The 19996-nt window shown below is 67.3% G+C and carries 19 protein-coding genes, 4 tRNA genes and 1 pseudogene; 4 read left to right on the top strand and 20 right to left on the bottom strand.

Annotated features, from left to right (window positions below; translation table 11 throughout):
• The 3 genes from ACWGL1_RS09525 to ACWGL1_RS09515 all read right to left on the bottom strand — a co-directional run.
• Positions 1–95 (bottom strand): GTP-binding protein (locus ACWGL1_RS09525; RefSeq protein ID WP_018294844.1); only part of this gene is annotated, 95 nt, incomplete at its 3' end.
• A 60-nt stretch (positions 96–155) separates the two neighbouring features.
• A tRNA-Gly gene (locus ACWGL1_RS09520) sits at positions 156–229 on the bottom strand.
• Positions 230–325: 96 nt separating this feature from the next.
• Positions 326–409, bottom strand: a tRNA-Tyr gene (locus tag ACWGL1_RS09515).
• A 147-nt stretch (positions 410–556) separates the two neighbouring features.
• On the opposite strand from ACWGL1_RS09515, the gene rlmB reads away from it, so the two are divergent.
• Both rlmB and ACWGL1_RS09505 read left to right on the top strand, forming a co-directional pair.
• Positions 557–1435, top strand: coding sequence for a 23S rRNA (guanosine(2251)-2'-O)-methyltransferase RlmB (gene rlmB / locus ACWGL1_RS09510; protein ID WP_291783005.1), 879 nt, complete (start codon positions 557–559; stop codon positions 1433–1435).
• A gap of 71 nt (positions 1436–1506) precedes the next feature.
• The gene (locus tag ACWGL1_RS09505) at positions 1507–2361 is read left to right on the top strand and encodes a TerC family protein (protein WP_291783008.1); all 855 of its coding nucleotides are present in this window, start codon (positions 1507–1509) and stop codon (positions 2359–2361) included.
• Between the two features lie 57 nt (positions 2362–2418).
• Here the strand turns inward: ACWGL1_RS09505 and metG are convergent, their stop codons facing one another.
• The 3 genes from metG to ACWGL1_RS09490 form a co-directional block, all read right to left on the bottom strand.
• Positions 2419–4128, bottom strand: coding sequence for a methionine--tRNA ligase (metG, locus tag ACWGL1_RS09500; RefSeq protein WP_291783011.1), 1710 nt, complete (start codon positions 4126–4128; stop codon positions 2419–2421).
• Between the two features lie 78 nt (positions 4129–4206).
• Positions 4207–5574 carry an MATE family efflux transporter gene (locus ACWGL1_RS09495; RefSeq protein WP_291783014.1) on the bottom strand — a complete coding sequence of 456 codons (1368 nt, stop codon included), beginning with the start codon at positions 5572–5574 and terminating at the stop codon, positions 4207–4209.
• A 63-nt stretch (positions 5575–5637) separates the two neighbouring features.
• The gene (locus tag ACWGL1_RS09490; RefSeq protein ID WP_312219314.1) at positions 5638–6033 is read right to left on the bottom strand and encodes a DUF1489 family protein; all 396 of its coding nucleotides are present in this window, start codon (positions 6031–6033) and stop codon (positions 5638–5640) included.
• Between the two features lie 161 nt (positions 6034–6194).
• On the opposite strand from ACWGL1_RS09490, the gene ACWGL1_RS09485 reads away from it, so the two are divergent.
• Positions 6195–6491, top strand: a complete 297-nt coding sequence (locus tag ACWGL1_RS09485) for a putative quinol monooxygenase (RefSeq protein WP_452111846.1) — start codon at positions 6195–6197, stop codon at positions 6489–6491.
• Positions 6492–6527: 36 nt separating this feature from the next.
• Here ACWGL1_RS09485 and ACWGL1_RS09480 read toward each other — a convergent pair whose 3' ends face one another.
• The 3 genes from ACWGL1_RS09480 to ACWGL1_RS09470 all read right to left on the bottom strand — a co-directional run bounded on the left by ACWGL1_RS09480 (position 6528) and on the right by ACWGL1_RS09470 (position 11231).
• Complete coding sequence (locus ACWGL1_RS09480) at positions 6528–8528, bottom strand: acetyl/propionyl/methylcrotonyl-CoA carboxylase subunit alpha (protein ID WP_291783023.1); 2001 nt, start codon at positions 8526–8528, stop codon at positions 6528–6530.
• Between the two features lie 9 nt (positions 8529–8537).
• Entirely contained in the window at positions 8538–9440 is a 903-nt protein-coding gene (locus tag ACWGL1_RS09475) for an enoyl-CoA hydratase-related protein (protein ID WP_452111845.1), read from the bottom strand.
• 198 nt (positions 9441–9638) lie between these two features.
• Positions 9639–11231 (bottom strand): carboxyl transferase domain-containing protein, encoded by a 1593-nt coding sequence (locus ACWGL1_RS09470; protein WP_452111844.1) that lies wholly within the window; start codon positions 11229–11231, stop codon positions 9639–9641.
• 80 nt (positions 11232–11311) lie between these two features.
• On the opposite strand from ACWGL1_RS09470, the gene ACWGL1_RS09465 reads away from it, so the two are divergent.
• On the top strand, positions 11312–13183 hold the full coding sequence (locus tag ACWGL1_RS09465) for a patatin-like phospholipase family protein (protein ID WP_452111843.1): 1872 nt from the start codon (positions 11312–11314) through the stop codon (positions 13181–13183).
• Between the two features lie 229 nt (positions 13184–13412).
• On the opposite strand, the pseudogene ACWGL1_RS09460 reads toward ACWGL1_RS09465, so the two are convergent.
• From ACWGL1_RS09460 to infA, 11 genes and pseudogenes are all read right to left on the bottom strand, one after another.
• A pseudogene (locus tag ACWGL1_RS09460) lies at positions 13413–13811 on the bottom strand (methyltransferase domain-containing protein); the annotation flags it as partial.
• A 46-nt stretch (positions 13812–13857) separates the two neighbouring features.
• Positions 13858–13934, bottom strand: a tRNA-His gene (locus ACWGL1_RS09455).
• A 93-nt stretch (positions 13935–14027) separates the two neighbouring features.
• The gene (locus ACWGL1_RS09450) at positions 14028–14786 is read right to left on the bottom strand and encodes a M48 family metallopeptidase (protein WP_452111842.1); all 759 of its coding nucleotides are present in this window, start codon (positions 14784–14786) and stop codon (positions 14028–14030) included.
• A gap of 492 nt (positions 14787–15278) precedes the next feature.
• Entirely contained in the window at positions 15279–15992 is a 714-nt protein-coding gene (locus ACWGL1_RS09445; RefSeq protein WP_452111841.1) for an energy transducer TonB, read from the bottom strand.
• A 19-nt stretch (positions 15993–16011) separates the two neighbouring features.
• Complete coding sequence (locus ACWGL1_RS09440) at positions 16012–16443, bottom strand: ExbD/TolR family protein (RefSeq protein WP_291783045.1); 432 nt, start codon at positions 16441–16443, stop codon at positions 16012–16014.
• A 5-nt stretch (positions 16444–16448) separates the two neighbouring features.
• Positions 16449–17366 carry a MotA/TolQ/ExbB proton channel family protein gene (locus ACWGL1_RS09435; protein WP_291783047.1) on the bottom strand — a complete coding sequence of 306 codons (918 nt, stop codon included), beginning with the start codon at positions 17364–17366 and terminating at the stop codon, positions 16449–16451.
• Between the two features lie 430 nt (positions 17367–17796).
• Positions 17797–17872 (bottom strand) — tRNA-Phe (locus ACWGL1_RS09430).
• A 63-nt stretch (positions 17873–17935) separates the two neighbouring features.
• On the bottom strand, positions 17936–18100 hold the full coding sequence (locus tag ACWGL1_RS09425) for a DNA gyrase inhibitor YacG (protein WP_291783050.1): 165 nt from the start codon (positions 18098–18100) through the stop codon (positions 17936–17938).
• 3 nt (positions 18101–18103) lie between these two features.
• Positions 18104–19114: a ribonuclease E/G gene (locus tag ACWGL1_RS09420; RefSeq protein WP_452111840.1), complete on the bottom strand. Its 1011-nt coding sequence runs from the start codon at positions 19112–19114 to the stop codon at positions 18104–18106.
• A complete protein-coding gene (locus tag ACWGL1_RS09415; protein ID WP_452111839.1) occupies positions 19114–19713 on the bottom strand; it encodes a Maf family protein in 600 nt (199 codons plus the stop codon). Before ACWGL1_RS09415 ends, ACWGL1_RS09420 begins: the two co-directional genes overlap by 1 nt.
• An 8-nt stretch (positions 19714–19721) precedes the next feature.
• The gene (gene infA / locus ACWGL1_RS09410; protein ID WP_003164348.1) at positions 19722–19940 is read right to left on the bottom strand and encodes a translation initiation factor IF-1; all 219 of its coding nucleotides are present in this window, start codon (positions 19938–19940) and stop codon (positions 19722–19724) included.
• Between the last annotated feature and the right edge of the window lie 56 nt (positions 19941–19996).

Below are 19996 nucleotides of genomic sequence, written 5' to 3'. Positions count from 1 at the left end.
ATCGCCGCCGTCAGCGTCGTCTTGCCGTGGTCAACGTGACCGATCGTGCCGATGTTCACGTGCGGCTTCGTGCGTTCGAACTTTTCCTTGGCCATGGCCAAACTCCTGTGGCCCGGGTCCGGAACGGAGGGGCGCTGTGCTCAGTTCATAAAACCTGGAGCGGGTAGCGGGAATCGAACCCGCGTATTCAGCTTGGAAGGCTGCTGCACTACCATTGTGCTATACCCGCACGAAGAATGCAGTTGCACCGCCCTTCGTTTGAAGAGCGACGGTCCCGCACCCGATTCCTATCTGGACTCCCGGCCCGTCGGGCATTGAAGGCGCGTGGTGGGGGAAGCAGGACTCGAACCTGCGAAGCTTACGCAGCGGATTTACAGTCCGCCCCCTTTGCCGCTCGGGACATTCCCCCAGCGCGCCTATGTCAATGCCGGTCTGGAAACGCCGTGAACAATCTTTCGATCATTCGCGACGAAAGCCTTCGCTGTCGGGCGACGCCTGCAGTAGAGGAAGCGCCTGAACCGAAAGCCCTGGGGCCCAAATCGGAGGCCGTCTTATAGTGTCGTCATTTCGAGAACGCAACGACCGGAAAACCGGTAAAAAACAATCTTTCCACAAGAGGGACGAAGCACGCCCAAATCGGGCTCAAACACCCGCCCCGCAAGGACGCGGCGCAGGCGATGCAGAGCGGCGGCCGGCCCGTTCGCGCCCGGACGCCGATAATTTTCTTTGGGGACGTCATCCGGTTCTGGCCGCTTTGGCGAATCCCGCGCGCCGTGGAACCGGCCGTCTGATGGTCACGGAAGACCGTGCCGAGGAGATCCAGCGCGAGAATCTGGCCAACGGCCACCGAATCGAGGTGGTCGATTCGCTCGCCCTGGGCCGGATGCTTCCGGCCGGCGCCGTGCACCAGGGCATGGCCTTCAAGGTCCAGCCGCTGGAAGGCGTCGCCCTGGAAGACCTGGCCGAACCGGCGCAAGGCGTCATCGTCATGCTGGATCAGCTGACCGACCCTCAGAACGTCGGCGCCATCTTCCGGTCGGCCCTGGCCTTCGGCGCGCGCGGCATCGTGGTGCAGGACCGGCACTCCCCCGCCCTGGCCGGCGCCCTGGCCAAGGCCTCCGCGGGCGCGACCGAGCGCCTGCCGTGCGCCCGCGTGACGAATCTCAGCCGCGCCCTTGAGAAGCTGGCCGACCACGGCTGGCGCGCCATCGGCATGGACGGCGGTTCGGACCTGACGCTGGAGCAGGCGCTGGACGCCCGCCCGACCGTCATCGTCATGGGCTCCGAAGGCGACGGGGTGCGCCGCCTGGTGGCCGAGCACTGCGAAGCGATGGCCCGAATCCCCATGCCCGGCGGCTTCGAGAGCCTGAACGTCTCCAACGCCGCCGCCATCGCCCTGTATGAAGCGGCCCGCGCCCAGGGACGCGCAGCCTAGGAATCGGGCCCCCGCGTCAACTCGCCCTGCGGCGACTTGGCGCGGGTCCGGTCGGGCCTTATGAGTCCGGCATGGACTTCCTCTCCAATCCCGAACTGATCAGTCAGGCCTCCGCCCTCGGCAAGGTGCTGATGATCGACCTCGTCCTGGCGGGCGACAACGCCGTGGCCGTGGGCCTGGCCGCCGCCGCCCTGCCCCAGGAACAACGCCGCAAGGCCATCCTGGTCGGCCTGGCCGTCGCCGTCGTCCTGCGCATCGGCCTGGCGCTGATCACCGTTCAGCTTCTGGCCATCGTCGGTCTGCTTCTGGCGGGCGGCTTCCTGCTTCTGTGGGTGTGCTGGAAGATGTGGCGCGAACTGCGTGAGCAGGCCACGCACGACCAGGCCGAGGCCGAAGCCGAAATCGAGCGCGCCATGGCCATGGAGAATGGCGGCGGCCCCTCTCCCGAAGAGCTGGGCCTGAAGCGCAAGACCTTCGGCGCCGCCCTGATACAGATCATGATCGCCGACCTGACCATGAGCCTGGACAATGTCCTGGCCGTGGCCGGCGCCAGTCACGAACACCCGTGGATCATGGTGTTTGGCTTGATCCTGTCCATCGCCCTGATGGGCCTGGCCGCCACCTTCATCGCCAAGCTGCTGAACCGCTACCGCTGGATCGCCTATGTGGGTCTGGCCATCGTCCTGTACGTCGCCCTGCACATGATCTGGGACGGCGGGCGCTCGGTCATCGTGCGCACCGGCCATGCCGACGCCTTCAACGCCTCGGCCCCCGCCTTCCTCGCCATCAGCGCCGAAGAACAGGCCAAGCATATGAAGCATACCGGCAAGGGCGCCGATTCCCACACGCCCCACGCCTTGCCCGGCGGTCGCGAGCGACGCGATCCGCCGCCGCAAACGGTCGAACCCTCGAAATCCGCCTCCTAGAAACACGAAAGGCCCGGATCACTCCGGGCCTTCTCCACTTCTACGCCTGGCGCGACCCTAGCTTTCGGCGCCGCCGAAGCGCTCGGTCCATTCGGCGACCTGGGCGTCCTCGATCTTGGCGAACAGCACCTGGGCCGAAGCCACGGCCTGGCCGACCGGCAGCGTGTTCAGCAGATCGCCTTCCACGTCCGGCCAGGACAGGTCGGTCGCGCCGACTGTGGCCGCGATACGTCCGGCCGCTTCAGGCATGAAGGGCGCCGTGACGCGGGCGAACAGAGCCACCAGGCCGAGGGCCGTGCGCACCACGACGGCGGCGCGTTCCCGGTCCGTCTTCAGCGCCGTCCAGGGGGCGGCTTCCTGCAGATACTCATTGCCCAGCACCCACAGGGCGCGGGCCGCCTGGGCCGCCTTGCGGAACTCCATGGCCTCGAACTCATAGGTCAGGGTCGCCAGCGCGGCCTTGACGTCGGCCGCCAGTTTTTCTTCCAGCGCGCCCGGTTCGCCGCCCTCGGGCACGACGCCGTCGAACTTGGACTCCGTGAACTTGACGATGCGGTTGACGAAGTTGCCCAGCACGTCGGCCAGATCCTTGTTCGTCGTCGACTGGAACTGCTCCCAGGTGAAGGCCGCGTCGGAATGTTCCGGACCATAGGCCGTCAGGTGCCAGCGCCAGTAATCGGCGGGCAGCAACTCCAGCGCCTGGTCCATGAAGACGCCTCGGCCCATGCTGGTCGAGAACTTGCCGCCGTACCAGTTCAGCCAGTTGAAGGCTTTCAGCTGATCGACCGTCTTCCACGGCTCGCCCGAGCCCAGGAGGGTCGAGGGGAAGCTGACCGTGTGGAAGGCGACGTTGTCCTTGCCCATGAACTGGACGTAGCGAACATCGTCCGCCCCCTCGTCTAGACGCCACCAGGAACGCCAGTTCCCGCCCGTCTTCTCGGCCCATTCCTCGGTCGCGCCGATGTATTCGATGGGGGCGTCGAACCAGACGTAGAAGACCTTGCCCTCCATGCCCGGACGCGGGCCGCCGTCGGGACCGACGACCGGCACGCCCCATTTCAGGTCGCGGGTGATGCCGCGATCGATCAGGCCCTCGTCCAGATGCTTGTAGGCGATGGAGCGGGCCAGCGGCTGCCACTGGGGCGAGCGGGCGTCGACCCAACCCCGCACTTCATCGGCGATCTTGGTCTGCAGCAGATAGAGGTGACGCGTGTCGCGGACCTCAAGGTTGCGGCTGCCCGACACCGCCGAATAGGGATTGATCAGATCGGTCGGGTCCAGCAGGCGGCCGCAGTTGTCGCACTGGTCGCCCCGCGCCTTCTCATAGCCGCAGTGGGGGCAGGCGCCCTCGACGTAGCGGTCGGGCAGGAAGCGGGCGTCGTCGATCGAATAGATCATCCGGTCGACGCGCTCCTCGATCAGGCCGCGTTCCTCCAGCACCTTGGCGAAGTGCTGGGTCAGGCGGGTGTTCGGGGCGTTGGAGCTGCGGCCGAAGATGTCGAACGACAGGCTGAAGGCGTCGGCGGCCTTCTTCTGGACCTCATGCTGTTCGTCGCAATAGGTGCGGACGTCCTGACCGGCGGCGGCGGCGGCCAGTTCCGCCGGGGTGCCGTGCTCGTCGGTGGCGCAGACATAGAGGACGTCATGGCCCCTCGCCCGCATGAAGCGCGCCCACACATCGGCGGGCAGCATCGACCCGGCCAGATTCCCAAGGTGCTTGATGCCGTTGATATAGGGCAGCGCCGAGGTGATGAGGATGCGGGCCATGGTCTTCCAACGTCTGACAGGGAGGCGTCGGATATAGAGGGCGCAGACCCGAACGTCACCTTTTATGGGCCAAGTGTCTTATAAGACAGGCGTCGCCTTTGCCGGGGGCAATCGCCGCGCGATCCGCACGAACCGCCCGGTCAGAAGAGCGCCCGAGATCAGGCTGGCGACGATCACGGCCCAGACCAGGCCGTCCACGCCGATCCTGTGCGCCAGGAACCAGCCCAGCGGGATCATGATCAGGCCATAGGACAGCAGGTGCATCAGCGTCGGCCACACCACGTCTCCCGCCGCGCGATTGGCCTGGGCCGCGACCACCTGCTGGGCGTCCGCGACGAAGAACAGGGTCGCCAGCACCAGCGCCGGCGCCGCGATGGCCAGAATCGCCGGGTCGGTCGTATAGGCGCTGACCACCATCGGCGCGGTCAGCCACAGACCGACGGCGATGATGAAGGCCAGCACCGTCACCACGCCGACGCCCGCCAGCCCGCCTCTCATGACCCCCGCCTTGTCGCCGCCGCCGTAGCTGCGGCCGACCAGCACCGCCGTCGCGGACGACAGGCCCATAGGCACCATGAAGACGATGGCGGAAACGTTGATGACCACGGCCCAACTGGCCGTTTCCGCCGCGCCCAGCTGACCGGCGAACAGGGTCATGGCCGCGAAGGCGCCGACCTCGATGAAGTTGGACGCGCCCGCCCCCAGGCCGACGCGCATCTGCTGTCTCTCGACCGCCTTGTCGCGCCTGGGCTTGTTGAACACGCCCCAGGCCCGCGCCTCGGGCAGGCGCAGGATGAAGATCACCAGAAAGAGCGCCAGCGCCGTGCGCGCGCCGAACGTCGCCCAGGCCGAGGCCACGGCGCCGTGCAGACCGATGCCCAGCAGGTCCGGCACCAGCAGGAGGTTCAGCGCCAGATTGACCGCATTGGCCACCCACATGGCGACCATGCCCGCCTTGGGCCGGTGCAGGCCTTCAAGGAAGAACTGGGCGCACACCGAGATCAGATAGGCCGGCATCGACAGGGCGAAGACCATCAGGGCGGGCGTCGCGCCCTCGCCCAGGCCGTCCTCCAGCCCCATGTGCACTAGGCCGAAGGGCCCCAGCAACAACAGACCGATCATGGCGATGAAGCCGATCTGCAGGGCGTAGGTCATGCCGCGCCGCAGCACCGCCCCCACCTCGTCGCCTCGTCCCTCGCCCAGCAGCCGGGCGGTCATGACCTGCACCCCCATCATCAGACCGACCGCAGTCGTCAGCATGACCGAAGACGGCGCCCAGGCCAGGGAGTGATAGGCCAGCTCGCGGCTGGCGTAGTGGCCGACCACGATGGCGTCGGTCAGCCCCATGGTCATGATGCCCAGACGCGCCAGCACGACCGGCCATGCCAGCTTCAGCAGCTCGGACAGGGTGGCGCGATTATGGAAGCTGAACAGGGACTGGACCATCGAAGGCCGCAACAGCCACGCGCGCGGGCGCGGGTCAAATGATTTTCCGGCCGTTTCAGGCGCCTACCAGGCGCCCAGCTCGCGCAGTTCGCGCGCCAGGTCCGGCGGCAGATCCGTCGGCTCGGCGATCGACAGGTCCGGCGGCACGTCCTTCTCGAAATAACGCCAGCCCTGGAAGGGGCGCCGGGCCAGAGGCGCCGTGCGGATGACCTGGCTGTCCAGCTTGATCTCGCAGCGACTGGCCTTGCCCTCGCCGATGGTGGTGATGTCGAGGATGCGCTGACGACAAGTCACCACGCCCTTCATCACCCAATACAGCGAACCGCCGTCCTCGATCTCGGCCGCGCGCTTGGGCGTCATGCGAGTGTGGACGATGCGCCAGTCGGACCGGGCGGCGTTCGCTTCCAGCGTCTCGACTTCCGACACGCCGACGCAGAGCTTGATCATGTGCAGGGACATGAGGGGCCTCTAGCATCAGATTACCGGCGACGTCATGGCGGACATTCCGCTCGAACGGCGCCATGCTGCGCGTCATGAGCCTCGATCGCCGTCAAATCATCGCCGCAGGCCTGGGCCTCGCCGCCATGACGGCGGCCCAGCCAACATTTGGAGAGCCCCCAATGTACGGACTCATCGGCGAGATAAAGGCCCAGCCCGGCCAGCGCGACGCCCTGGCCGCCATTCTTCTGGAAGGGACCGCCGAAATGCCGGGCTGCTTAAACTATGTGGTCGCGCGCGATTCGACGGACGCCGACGCCCTGTGGATCACCGAAGTGTGGGACAGTCGGGACAGCCACAGCGCCTCGTTGCAACTGCCCGCCGTGCAGGCCGCCATCGCCAAGGGCCGCCCGCTGATCGCCGGTTTCGGCAGCCGGACCGAAACAGAGCCGCTGGGCGGAGCGGGCCTCCCTCGTTGACCCGTGCGGCCCCCTCAGTTCCATGGATGAGTGCGTTCAGGCAGCCTCCGCCGCCTTGACCACGGCCAGAACCGCGCCGTCCGTGACCTGATCGCCGACGGCGACGTTGAACTCGGCCACCACGCCGTCGAAGGGCGCGGTAAGGGCGTGCTCCATCTTCATGGCTTCCAGCACGACGATGGGCTGACCCTTGGCTACCTTGTCCCCCGCCTTGGCGGGCGCGGCGACGATCTTGCCCGGCATCGGCGCGCGCAGGCCGCCGTCGGAGGCGGAGCCGCCCGCCGGTCCGCTGGATTTGCGGCGGTGGAACTCGACCACGTCGCCGCCGTCGAACACCAGAACCCGCCCAGCGTCAGGCGACAGGGTGCTGACCACCTCGCCGTCAACCACAACCACGCCCGGCTCGCCATAGATCTGGGCCGAACCGAATTCGCCGCTCACGGTGAAGCTGGACGAACGGCCATACCAGCCCGGCTCGCCCGTCAGGGTCAGGGCGTGGGCCGCGCCGTCATGATGAACCGCCGTATGCGCCTGGGGCGCCGCGTTCAGGCGGAAGCCGAACAGCCCCGCGCGGGCCGGGGCCAGAACATTATCCGGCGCGTCAAAGGCGGCGGCGTCCGCCTCCAGCCCGATCTGTCCGGCCGCAGCGGCCAGGGCGCGGGCGGAAACCTGAGCCGGGGCGATCAGCGTCCCCTCTTCGGCCGCGATGAAGCCGGTGTCCACATCGCCTTCGACAAAGCGCGGGTGATCCAGACAGCGCGCCATGAAGCCCGCATTGGTCTTCACCGGCCAGACCTCGACCTCGCGGCAGGCGTCGGCCAAGCGGGCGGCGGCGGCTTCCCGGCTGTCTTCGTGGACGATCAGCTTGGCGATCATCGGGTCGTAGAACTGGCTGACCTCGCCGCCCTGCATCACGCCGGTGTCGACGCGGATGTCGTCGGGCATGACGAAGTGATCCAGCCGCCCGATGGACGGCAGGAAGCCGTTAGCCGGATCTTCAGCATAGAGGCGGGCCTCCATCGCCCAGCCCTTCATCGGGATGTCCTCCTGCGCCAGCGGGATCGGCTGCCCCGCCGCGACGCGCAGTTGCCATTCAACCAGATCGACGCCGGTGATGGCCTCGGTCACAGGGTGTTCGACCTGCAGTCGGGTGTTCATCTCCATGAACCAGATGCGGTCGGCCTTCAGCCCGTCGGAGGCGTCGGCGATGAACTCGATGGTGCCTGCGCCCTGATAGTCCACGGCCCTGGCGGCGCGCACGGCGGCGGCGGTGACGGCGTCGCGCGTGGCCTGATCCATGCCCGGCGCCGGGGCTTCCTCGATCACCTTCTGGTGGCGGCGCTGCAGCGAGCAGTCGCGTTCATGCAGGTGGACGACCTCGCCGTGGCTGTCGCCGAAGACCTGCACCTCGATGTGGCGCGGGCGGGTGATGTAGCTCTCGATCAGGACGCGCGGATCGCCGAAGGACGACTGGCCCTCGCGCTGCGCCGAAGCCAGATTTTCAGCGAAGTCCTCGGGGCGATCGACCTTGCGCATCCCCTTGCCGCCTCCGCCGGCGACCGCCTTGATCAGGACCGGGAAGCCGATGCGGTTCGCCTCGGCGCTCAGGGTCTCCAGGGACTGGTCCTCGCCCTGATAGCCGGGGGTGACGGGCACGCCCGCCTCGATCATCAGCTTTTTCGCCGCGTCCTTCAGGCCCATTGCGCGGATCGAGGACGGCTTGGGGCCGATCCAGACGATGCCCGCCGCCGCCACCGCCTCGGCGAAGTCGGCGTTCTCGGACAGGAAGCCGTAACCGGGGTGGATGGCTTCCGCCCCCGTCGCCTTGGCCGCCGCCAGCACCTTGGCCGCATCCAGATAGGAGTCGCGCGCCGCCGCCGGACCGATCAGCACCGCCTCGTCCGCCTCGCGAACGTGCAGGGCGGCGGCGTCAGCCTCGGAATAGACGGCGATGGTGCGCAGGCCCATGCGGCGGGCGGTGCGGAAGACGCGGCAGGCGATCTCGCCGCGATTGGCGACCAGGACGGACTTGAACATCAGACTACCTTATTGCGCCCAGCTTGGCGCGCGCTTGTCGAGGAAGGCGCGGACGCCTTCCTGGCCCTCGGCCGAGACGCGGGCGCGAGCGATGCGCTTGGCGGTCTCTTCCAGCAGGCGGTTGTCGATCTCTTCACCCGCCACGTCGTTCACCAGGCGCTTGGCGTCGCCCATGGCGCCCGGCGCATTGGCCGACAGGCTGTCGGTCAGCATGGAGATGAACTCGTCCACCGAACCTTCGGGCAGGACCATGTCGATCAGCCCCGCATGGGCGGCATAGTCGGCGTCGAAGATGTTGGCCGTCAGGAACAGCTGACGCGCGCGGCGCGCGCCGACCGCCTCGATGACATAGGGCGCGATCGTCGCCGGGATCAGGCCCAGCTTGACCTCGGAGAAGGCGAAGCGCGCGCCCTCGACCGCCACGGCCATGTCGCAGGCGGCGACGATGCCCGCACCGCCGCCCATGGCCGCGCCCTCGACCAGAGCCACCGTCAGCGCCGGCACGTCGTGCAGGGCCTTCAGCATCTTGGCCAGCCCCATGGCGTCGTCGCGGTTGTCGCTTTCGGACCAGTCGGCGGCGTCGCGCATCCAGTTCAGGTCGGCGCCCGCGCTGAACGTCCCGCCCGCGCCGCGGATGAAGACTACGCGCACCTTGTCGGCGCCGTGCAGGGTCTCGAACGCCTCATACAGGGCGGCGATGGTGGCCGCGTCGAAGGCGTTCTTCTTCTGCGGCCGATTGATGGTGACGAAGACCACCCCGTCGGCCGTGGCGTCGATCTGCACCAGGTCGTCGTTCGCATCCGGCGCCGGGTCGGCGACGAAGGGATGGGCGATGGCGTTCATCTCCGCCGCCTCTGCGTCGGTGATGTCCAGAGCGTTCAGCTCTTGTTCGGTCGGCTTCTGGTCAGTCATGAGGGGCTCCTTCAAGCTCTGAACGCCTGAAACGTCTTCCTTCTCCCCCTGTGGGAGAAGGTGACCCGCGCAGCGGGTCGGATGAGGGGTCTCGCAACACTGAAATCGCGGGCTCCGGGAGCGTGACGGACAGGGCGGTCACCCCCTCATCCGTCATGCTTCGCATGACACCTTCTCCCACAGGGGGAAAAGGAAAAACTACATCCTGAACACGCCGAAGGTGGTCTCGGGGGTCGGAGCGTTCAGGCTGGCGCTGATGGCCAAGCCCAGCACGTCGCGGGTCTGGGCCGGGTCGATGACGCCGTCGTCCCACAGACGGGCCGTGGCGTAATAGGGGTTGCCCTCGTCTTCGTACTTCTGACGGATCGGCGCCTTGAAGGCCTCGGCCTCTTCCGGCGTCCACGTATCCGCGTCGCGGTGGACGGTGGCCAGGACGCTGGCCGCCTGCTCGCCGCCCATCACGCTGATGCGGCTGTTGGGCCAGGTGAAGAGGAAGCGCGGGCTGTAGGCGCGTCCGCACATGCCGTAGTTGCCAGCCCCGAAACTGCCGCCGATCAGGACGGTGAACTTGGGAACCTCAGCCGAGGCGACCGCCGTGACCAGCTTGGCGCCATGTTTGGCGATGCCCTCGGCTTCGTATTTGCCGCCGACCATGAAGCCCGAGATGTTCTGCAGGAACAGCAGCGGGATCTTGCGCTTGCAGGCCAGTTCGACGAAGTGCGCGCCCTTCTGGGCGCTCTCGGAGAACAGCACGCCGTTGTTGGCCAGGATGGCGACCGGCATCCCCCAGATGCGAGCGAAGCCGCACACCAGCGACGTGCCGTACAGCGCCTTGAACTCGTCCATCTCCGAGCCGTCGACGATGCGGGCGATGACCTCGCGCACGTCATAGGGGGCCCGGACATCCTCGGGGATGATGCCGTAGAGCTCGGCCGGATCGTAGGCCGGGGCGCGCGGCTCGCGCACGTCCAGCGGCTGAGACTTTGTGGTGTTCAGATGGGCGACGATGGAGCGCACGATCTCCAGAGCGTGCTCGTCGTTCTCGGCCACATGGTCGACCACGCCGGACTTGCGGCCGTGGGTCTCGGCCCCGCCCAGCTCCTCGGCTGAGATGACCTCGCCGGTTGCAGCCTTCACCAGCGGCGGCCCGGCCAGGAAGATGGTGCCCTGATTGCGCACGATCACCGTCTCGTCCGACATGGCCGGCACATAGGCGCCGCCCGCCGTGCAACTGCCCATGACGCAGGCGATCTGCGGGATGGCCTTGGCGCTCATCCGCGCCTGGTTGAAGAAGATGCGGCCGAAATGGTCGCGATCCGGAAAGACCTCGGCCTGGTGCGGCAGGTTGGCCCCGCCGGAATCGACCAGATAGACGCACGGCAGATTGTTCTGCTCGGCGATCTCCTGCGCCCGCAGGTGCTTCTTCACCGTCATCGGGAAGTAGGCGCCGCCCTTCACCGTCGGGTCGTTGGCGACGATCATGACCTCGCGGCCCGACACTCGGCCGACGCCGCAGATCATGCCCGCGCCCGGCGCCTCGTCCCGATACATGCCGTTAGCGGCCAGTTGGCCGACCTCCAGGAAGGGCGAACCGGGGTCCAGCAGGCGCTCGACCCGCTCGCGCGGCAACAGCTTTCCGCGCGCCACATGGCGCTCGCGGCTGGCGTCCGAGCCGCCTCGCGCCGCCTTGGCGACCTTTTCATAAAGCGCGTCCCGCAGGGCGCGATTGTGCGCATCCAGCGTTTTGAAAGCAGGACTGTTGCGATCGACGGCGGAAATCAGCTTGGGCATGCCCAAGGTTTAGGAGGCTTCCGCGCCGGGGGGAAGCCGGTTCGGTTCCCCCGCGACGAAATCGGCTATATCTGCCTGTCATGGCCCCGCTTCGACCGGACACGCTCGCCGTCGCCCTGTCCCGCGCCTTCGAGGACGCGCGCGACAGCCGCGCCAGTTGGTTCGCCCTGACGCGGGGCGAGCGGCTGTTCTCGGCCGGGGATCGGGCCGACACCCTGTATCTGCTGCGCGCCGGGCGTCTGGGCGTCTTCCGTCGAGACGACGGCCGCGTTCCCCAGATGACCGCCGTCATCAAGCCGGGCGAGCCGGTCGGCGAACTGGCCATGCTGGCCGGCACTTCGCACATGTCGGACGTCGTCGCCCTGCGCGACAGCGACGTCCTGGCCCTGCCGCGCGACGCCTTCTTCGACGCCGCACGCAACGATCCCCTGCTGATGTCCGAACTGGGCCAGATCATGCTGACCCGCGCCCGCGAGCGCGGCGGCGGGACCGAGCCGAACGTCTTCGGCTTCGTTTCCGCGCGCGAAAAGCCCATCCGCGCCTTCGTCGAACGCGTCGCGCGCGCGGTCGAGGCCCAGGGCGCCACCTGCCACGTCATCGACAGCTCGGCCCTGGCGTCCGCCGCCGAATGGTTCTCGCGGGTCGAGGACGCCCACGACTACGTCCTCTATGTCGCCGAGGCGGACGAGCCGAACTGGGCCGCCCTGTGCGCGCGCCAGGTGGATCGGCTGTTCCTGGTCGGCGCCGCCGACCATTCGCCGCTCCCTGCCCCGCCCGTCGCCGACGACTGGGACGACGCCGGGCAACGCACCGACCTCATCCTGCTGCGCGATCCGCGGATGCCGCGGCCCAGCAACACCCGCGCCTGGCTGGACGTGCTGAAGCCCGGTCGCTGGTTCCACGCGGTCGAGGGCCTGTTCGACGATACGGCGCGGATCGCCCGCCTGATCACCGGCTCCTCCGTCGGGGTGGTGTTGTCGGGCGGCGGTGCGCGCGCCTACGCCCACATCGGGGCGCTGAAGGCCCTGCGCGAGGCGGGCACGCCCATAGACTTCATCGGCGGCGCCTCCATGGGGGCCGTCATCGGCGCGGGCCCGGCGCTAGGCTGGTCCGACGAGGAGCTGGAGCACCACATCCGCCAGGCCTTCGTCCTGTCCGACCCCTTGGCCGACATCGCTCCGCCCATCATCGCCATGACCCACGCCCGCAAGGTCAAGATGCTGATGAAGGAGGCCTTCGGCGACGTGCAGATGGAGGACATGCTGCTGCCCTTCTTCGCCGTCTCGACCAATCTGACCTCGGGCAAGCTGGAGGTGCATCGCGAGGGCACGCTGCGTCACGCCCTGCGCGCCTCCATCTCCATTCCCGGCGTCATGCCGCCCGTGGTGATGAACGGCCAGGTGCTGGTCGACGGCGCCGTGCTGCGCAACTTCCCCAGCGACGTCATGCGGCGGCTGAACAGCGGTCCGGTCGTCGGCGTCGACGTGTCCACGACGCGCGGGGTCGATCCCGAGACGCTGGAGAATCCCCCCTCCTGGTGGCGCTGGATTCTGTCCGGAGCCTGGAAGCACGGCCCGCCGATCGTCTCCATCCTGATGCGCTCGGCCACCCTGTCCAGCGAGGCCGAGCGGATGCAGGCTCGCGCTGAGACGGACCTGCTGATCCTGCCCACGCCCGACGGCGTCGATATCCGCGACTGGAAGGCCTATGCGCCCGCCGTCGCCGCCGGCTACGAGGCCGCCCAGGCGGCTCTGGACAGCCTCAACGGCCCGGTCGAGACCCTGCACCGGCGGCGCCGCTCCGGCGCGCCAGGAGAAACAGTCGAGGAAATGGCAGAAGAGTCCTTCCCTCAGGACATCGTGGAAACGCCTCTTCAAGACCCTGGCCCAGGCGCGCCAGGAAGGCGTCGCGGTTGGCTGGGTCTTCGGAAAGCGCGGTCAGATAAGGCCTGAGGGCTGTGCCCTTCATCCATTCCAGCACGGCGTTCTCGCCATCCAGAACATGCAGATAGGTCGTCGACCAGATGTCGACCTCCTCGCACCGATCCGCCACCGCGTCATAATAGGCCTCCGCCGCCAGCAACGGTTGAATGGTGTCGACGCCCTTCAACCTCGCGCTCCACGGCCCGTCCGCCGCCGTCTGGCGCATCAGGGTATGATGCCGCGTCTCCCAGGCCATGGGCATCTGCACCGCCAGCACGCCGCCCGGCGCCAGGGCCCCAACCAGACGCCGGAACAGATTCTCATGGTCGGGCGCCCACTGCAGGGACGCGTTGGCCAGGATCAGATCGACGGGCGCGTCCGGCGTCCAGGTCTTGAGATCGCCCAGCACCCAATCCACGTCATCCGGCAGGCCGCGCGCCAGCTCCAGCATGGCCGCGCTGGAATCCAGCCCGTGGACCCGCGCCTCAGGCCAGCGCCGCTTCAGCAGAGCCGCGTGTTGCCCCGCGCCGCAACCGATGTCCCAGACCTCTCGAGGCGTCAGGTCATCCGGCAGATGCGACAGCAGGTCGATGGCCGCGCGATCGCGCTGGCGCTCGAAGCGATTGTATTGCTGGGGGTCCCACGCCGGCGACGTCATCGTCGATATTCTCCCTGTCTGATCGCCGAAGCGATTCGAGGGAGAATGGTACAGCCTCTCAGGATCGAACTGAGGACCTCCGGCTCCACAAACCGGCGCTCTAACCAGCTGAGCTAAGGCTGCACATCTCTGCGCGAGGGCGGTTCTCTAGCGGGCCTCGCCGCCGGGGGCAAGCGGCCTTTTCGCCCTCGCGCAGGATTTTGCGTTTTATCCCCGTCAGTTCCAGCCGCGGCTGGCGATGTACTGCTGCAACTGGGCGATCCGGGTCTGATCCGAGGGGTGGGTCGAGGCGAACTCCGGCGTTCCCGACTGTCGACCCGCCGCCATGGCGCGCCACAGGGCCAGCGACTCGGACGGCTTGTAGCCGGCCGCCGCCATGTAATCGACGCCCAGCCGATCCGCCTCGAGCTCATGGCTGCGCGAGAAGGGCAACAGCACGCCCAGTTGCGCGCCGAGGCCGCCGAACGCCTGCACGGCCTGGCCGTAGTCGCCCGCCTGGCTCTGCACCGCGCCCAGCACGAGGCCCGCCGTCTGCGTGGTCGATGCGCGCTCGGCCGCGTGTCTTGCGACGACGTGACCGACCTCATGGCCGATCACGGCGGCCAGTTGGTCATCGTTACTGGCCACGCCAAGCAGGCCCGTCGTCACCCCGATGTGGCCCGACGGCAGAACGAAGGCGTTGGGCGTCGAATCCTCGAACACCGCATAATCCCAGGGGCGATTGGTCAGATTGGCCGCCTGAACGATGCGGTCGCCGACGCGGCGCACTCGCGCGTTCTGCGTCGCATTGTTCGACACCTTCTGCGTCCGCAGCGTCTCGGCCCAGGCGGCCTGCGATTGCTGGATCAGCGCACTGTCGTCGACGAAGACGAACTGGCTTCGGCCCAGGGCCTCATTATAGGCGCAGGCCCCGACGCCCGCGCCAAGAACGGTGGTGGTGATCGCGAGGGCGAGCAAGAGCGGTTTACGAGACATCGGACCTCCGGAAATGACTTCACCGCCATAATGCACGGCTGGCTCGACTGGCTCCATGCCTCAGTGAGCAAAGGGTTGTGCCTGGTCGCTGGTCGGATCCTTCACGAAGGGAACCCTCACCGTAAATCGTGCGCCCGGCTGCGCGTCCGCCACCGTGGCTCTGGAAAGCCGCCCCTTCTGCACAATGGCAAGCGCCTGATCTCCCCATCCCTCGTTGGCGGGTTGCTCATCCACAACGACGCAATTCTCGGGCTTGCCCGAAGATGTGATGTCGCACCGGACCGAGGCCCAGGCGTCCGGCGCACGCGGCGTGGTTGCGCAGGCGCCGAGCCCGCCAAGCATGACAGACAATAGGGGCATCACCCTTATCAACCCCAACCCCATTCCCTAGCCCTCCCCCCTTGCTTCTAATGAACCTTAGCCAGGGCCACGAAAAAAGCGCCCCGAGGTGAAACCTCGAGGCGCTTCTTTTCGTTCAGTGCGATCGCTCGCTTAGTCCAGGTTAAAGGGCAACCGGACGATGAACTTCGCGTCAGTCGCCGCCCCGTCAACCGTACGTGGCGAAAGCTGTCCACGTTGGATGATCCGGATAGCGGCGGCCCCGAAGCCCATGCCCGCCGGCTCTTCCGAGACGACACGGCAGTTCTCCGGCTTTCCGCTCGGCGTCACCGAACATTCGATCGTAGCAGAGCCATTCACGCCACGATCCATAGCGCGTTGCGGATAGTCACGTTCCGTCGTGCGCGGCGGGCGAGACCACTGCGGGTTGGTGATCACCGAAGGACGCGGCGGCGCGGGCGGGGCCGGCGGAGGCGGAGGACCTGGGACGATCACGGGCGGGCCCGTGTATTCGACGCGGTCTTCCTTCTTCGTCGGCTCGATCGGCAAGGTCACCGGCGGCGGAGGCGCCGAGGTGTTGACGACCGGCTCGCGCACCTGAAGCTTCGGCGGCGGAGGCGTGTCCGGCGGAGGCGGCGGAGGCGGCGGAGGAGGCGGAGGCGGAGGCGGAGCCATCAGCTCCACATCCACGGCCTCATCCACATAGTCGAACTCTTTGAGTTCAAACTTGCTCTTGTACAGGTAGACACCCGCCAGGACGTGGACGATCACCGAGATGGCGATCCCGACCATTGCACCCGTAGAAAGTTTCTTCTTCCTGGGCGCATCGAGCAGAGGGTCGCGGTGCTCGTGAGGTTCAGCAGTCATGCTTTTGAGTCACGCCCCCTTACGAATGATCTTCGCCAACCAGGGCGACACTGTAGAAACCATTATCCTGCAAGGCGTTCATGACCTGCATGAAGTCCCCGTAACGCGTCTGCTGGTCAGCGCGGATGAAGATCCGCTCCTGCTCAGGGTCACGCGTTCCGATCTGGATCTTCAGATCATCGCCTAACGAGCCCACGGAGCTCCTGAAGTCGCCAATCCAAACTTCGCCGCCATTCTGGATGGAGATGAAGACAGGCTTGGGCGGATTAGGAGCCGGCGGAGCGACGGCGCGTGGAAGTGTCACCGGCACCGACACGGTGGCGAGCGGAGCCGCCACCATGAAGATGATGAGGAGAACAAGCATAATGTCCACGAAAGGCGTGACATTGATATCGCTGTTCGCCTCGACGGTGTACTTGCCGCCGCCGGAACCGGAAAGTTTGGCGGCCATCCGTCTTACGCTCCCTTGTCGAGTTGACGCGAGATCGAGTTCATCAGCTCGGCGTTGAAGCCGTCAGCGCGAGCGCCGTACGAAGCGATGCGGGTGTTGAAGTAGTTATAGAAGATAACCGCCGGGATAGCCGCGAACAGACCGATGCCGGTAGCCAGCAGGGCTTCAGCGATACCCGGAGCCACGACGGCCAGGTTGGTGGTGTTCGACTCGGCGATGCCGATGAACGAGTTCATGATGCCGTACACGGTGCCGAACAGACCGATGAACGGACCCGACGAACCGACCGAAGCCAGGAACTGCTGACCGCCCGAGAGGCGGATGCCCAGGCCGCCTTGGACGGCGCCGATGGCGTTGCCCGCGCGGGCGACGGTGGAGTCGCGGTGAACGCCGGTGACGTCCAGGCCGGCTTGACGCGACAGTTCGATTTCGCCGGTCGCCGCAGCAGCCATGTCGGCCAGCGGGTTGCCGTCGAACTCTTCCGAGGTGGCCAGGCGACGGATGTCAGCCAGGTTGCGAGCGCCGCGGTACTCTTCCAGGAAGCGGTTGGTCTTCTTGTTCAGCGAGCTGAACTCAACCAGTTTGATGAGCAGCAGCGTCCAGGAGAAGATCGAGGCGAGGACCAGACCGGCCATCACGACCTTAACCACCGGGTGCGCCATCATGAACATGGCGATCGGGGTGAGGCCCGCGCCGCCGTGGCCGGCAGCGGCCTCTTCAGCGGGAGCGGCTTCTTCAGCAGCGGCGTCAGCCGCCGGTGCAGCAGCGTCGGCGGCCGGAGCGGCGGCGTCAGCAGCGGGGGCCGAAGCGGCGGCCGGGGCGGCCGGTGCGGCCGCGTCCTGCGCCAGAACCGGCGAGCTCGCCATCAGGACGGCGGCGCCGGCCATTGCGAGGAGGATATTCGTCTTCTTGCTATCGAGCATGTTTCGCCAGTTCCTGCTTTGGTCTGACTCGTGGAACCCAAGTCCCAACCGCGTCAGTCGGCTGGGCCTTTACCGTGAAATTTTCCTCCCGCCGGAATTTCTCCCCCGCCGGTCGGCGCCTCATTCTTGCGAAACATCCGGGGATGCCTTGCAGACTGGAGCGATGGAACCATACCCCCCCGTCCACAGCCTGCAAGCAAGAATGCGGTTAAGTCCCTTTGACGAACGCCTATCGGAGCGTCAAGGGCGGAAAATAGCTTTTCACCCCCGGACTCGCGCCTCGACGTCATGCGCGCACAAATATTGCATGAGTACGCCATAAAACGGCAACATCAGTGCCGCGCGCCAGAACGTTAAGGAAAGTTTAGGCCCGTGACAATTTTTCGGCTTTTTCAAGGCCGAGGCGAATAATCATCATTCAAGGGGAAAGTGGTGCCTGGAGGCGGATTCGAACCACCGACACGCGGATTTTCAATCCGCTGCTCTACCAACTGAGCTATCCAGGCGTCGCTTTGCGTCGCGAGAGGCGGCTCTATAGGCGAGCCCGGACGGGCTGTCCAGACGCCAATTCACTCAATTCCACGATCTTTTTCATCATCGTGCGCCTCTTCAGCCGGAATGGCGTAGCCGCCGCTGAACCAGCGCTGCAGATCGACGTCGGCGCAACGCTTGGAGCAGAAGGGCTTGTAGGCGGCGACCGCTTCGGCGCGACGGCAAATGGGGCACTGGGCCATGCGTCAGCCCTCCTCGATCTCGAACACGCCCGGCGCGGCGTCGGGGATGATGTGGGCGCGCGGACCCAGGTCCGCCACCCACGGCGACAGGATCGCCGCTGACGTCGGACTGCAACGCAAGGCCAGACGCGGCGTCGCCCGATCCGTCAGCAGGGCGAGACGCAGGCGACGCAGAACGCCGAGCTCCCGCGCTCCCGGCGCAGCGAGTCGTTCATCTGCGGGCGTACGCTTCCAAGGCAAGGACAGCTGCAGCAGGCCGAACCGGCTGAGAGGCCCGATCGCCGCGCCGTGACGGTGCGCGAACGCCAGACGCGCCATGGACAAGGTGGTCTCCGGGTGCAGGCCGACGCCGACCAGATCGATCGCGATCAAGCCGCCCCACCCTTTCAGCGCCAGCAGCCGCGCCGCCTGACGCAGCCCCTCGCGATTGACCGCCTCTCGCCCCTTGCGGGAGTCACGGCCGGCGACCGGGGCGTAATCGATATCGACCGCGATCAGGGCGCGGGTCCGCTCCACCGCCAGGTCCAGGCCGAGTTCGGGCACGGTCATTCCGGCGGCCAGAGCCTCTTCTTCGGCCTGCAGCGCCGCCCGGATGGCCTCGGCGCCCGTCACGGGCGTCACGCCCGGCGCCAGCATGTTGAGGACGGCGGCGACGTCGGGACCAGCCTCCAGCAGGCGCGGCTCGCCGCTCGCCTCGCCCAGGCGGCGCAGAACCGGCCCCTTGCGCTCGCGCGGCTCGGCTGTGACCTCAAGCTCGAGCTTGGCGCCTTCGGACAGGCGATCCGCCTTGCCCAGCGGCAGGAAGCCGAACGGCTCGCCGCCGCCCAGGTCGATGAAGGCGCCGCGCAGCCCCGGCGCCAGACGCGCCGCCCGGCCGACGACGCGCGCGCCCAGGCGATGTTCGGGCCGGTCGTCGTCTCTATGTATAATGAGGGCGCAGGCGCGCCCATCGCGGAAGACCATGCCCCGGGTCTCGCCCGGAGCCGCGTCCAGGAAGACCTCGACATCGGCCATCAGGCCGCCTCGGCCCGCCAGCCGGCGCCGCGCAGAAGATTCGCCGCCTCATAGAGCGGCAGGCCCATGACCGCGGGATGGCTGCCGACGATTCGGCTGACAAAGGCGGCGGCCCGCCCCTGAATGCCATAGCCCCCGGCCTTGCCCCGCCATTCGCCCGAGGCGACATAGGCGGCGATCTCGTCCCGGGAGAGGGGCTTGAAGCTGACGCGGGTCTCGACCACGCGCCAGGAGACGCGTCCGCTGCGGATCACGGCCACGCCGGTGAAGACGCGATGATTGCGCCCGGACAGCAGTTCCAGAAAGCGGATCGCCTCGGCCTCATCGGCCGGCTTCTCCAACAGGCGACGGCCCACGGCCACCACCGTATCGGCGGCCAGGACGACATCATCGGGATGGCGCTCGGCCACGACCGCAGCCTTGGAACAGGCCAGGCGCTGGGCCAGGCGCGCGGGCGCCTCGGCCTTCAGCGGCGTTTCGTCGATATCGGCGGGATCCACCAGATCGGGCGCAATGCCGATCTGCGCCAGCAATGCGATGCGGCGCGGGCTCGACGAGGCCAGAATCAGCCTCGGAGCCGAAGCGTCAGGACGCGACACGCGCGTCCTTACTTGAAGCGGTAGGTGATGCGACCCTTGGTCAGGTCATAGGGCGTCATCTCGACCAGCACCTTGTCGCCGGCCAGCACCCGGATGCGGTTCTTGCGCATCTTGCCCGCAGTGTGGGCGATGATCTCGTGATCGTTTTCCAGCGTCACGCGGAACGTCGCGTTCGGCAGCAATTCGCTGACCACGCCGGGGAACTCCAGCAGTTCTTCCTTAGCCATGCGGCCTCTCTCGCCCGTGTGAATACGACTGCGGGCCCGCGCCGGGCGTGAGCGCG

This window comes from Brevundimonas sp. NPDC055812 (assembly GCF_053616535.1).
This window is presented reverse-complemented; position numbering and strand designations above follow the sequence as displayed.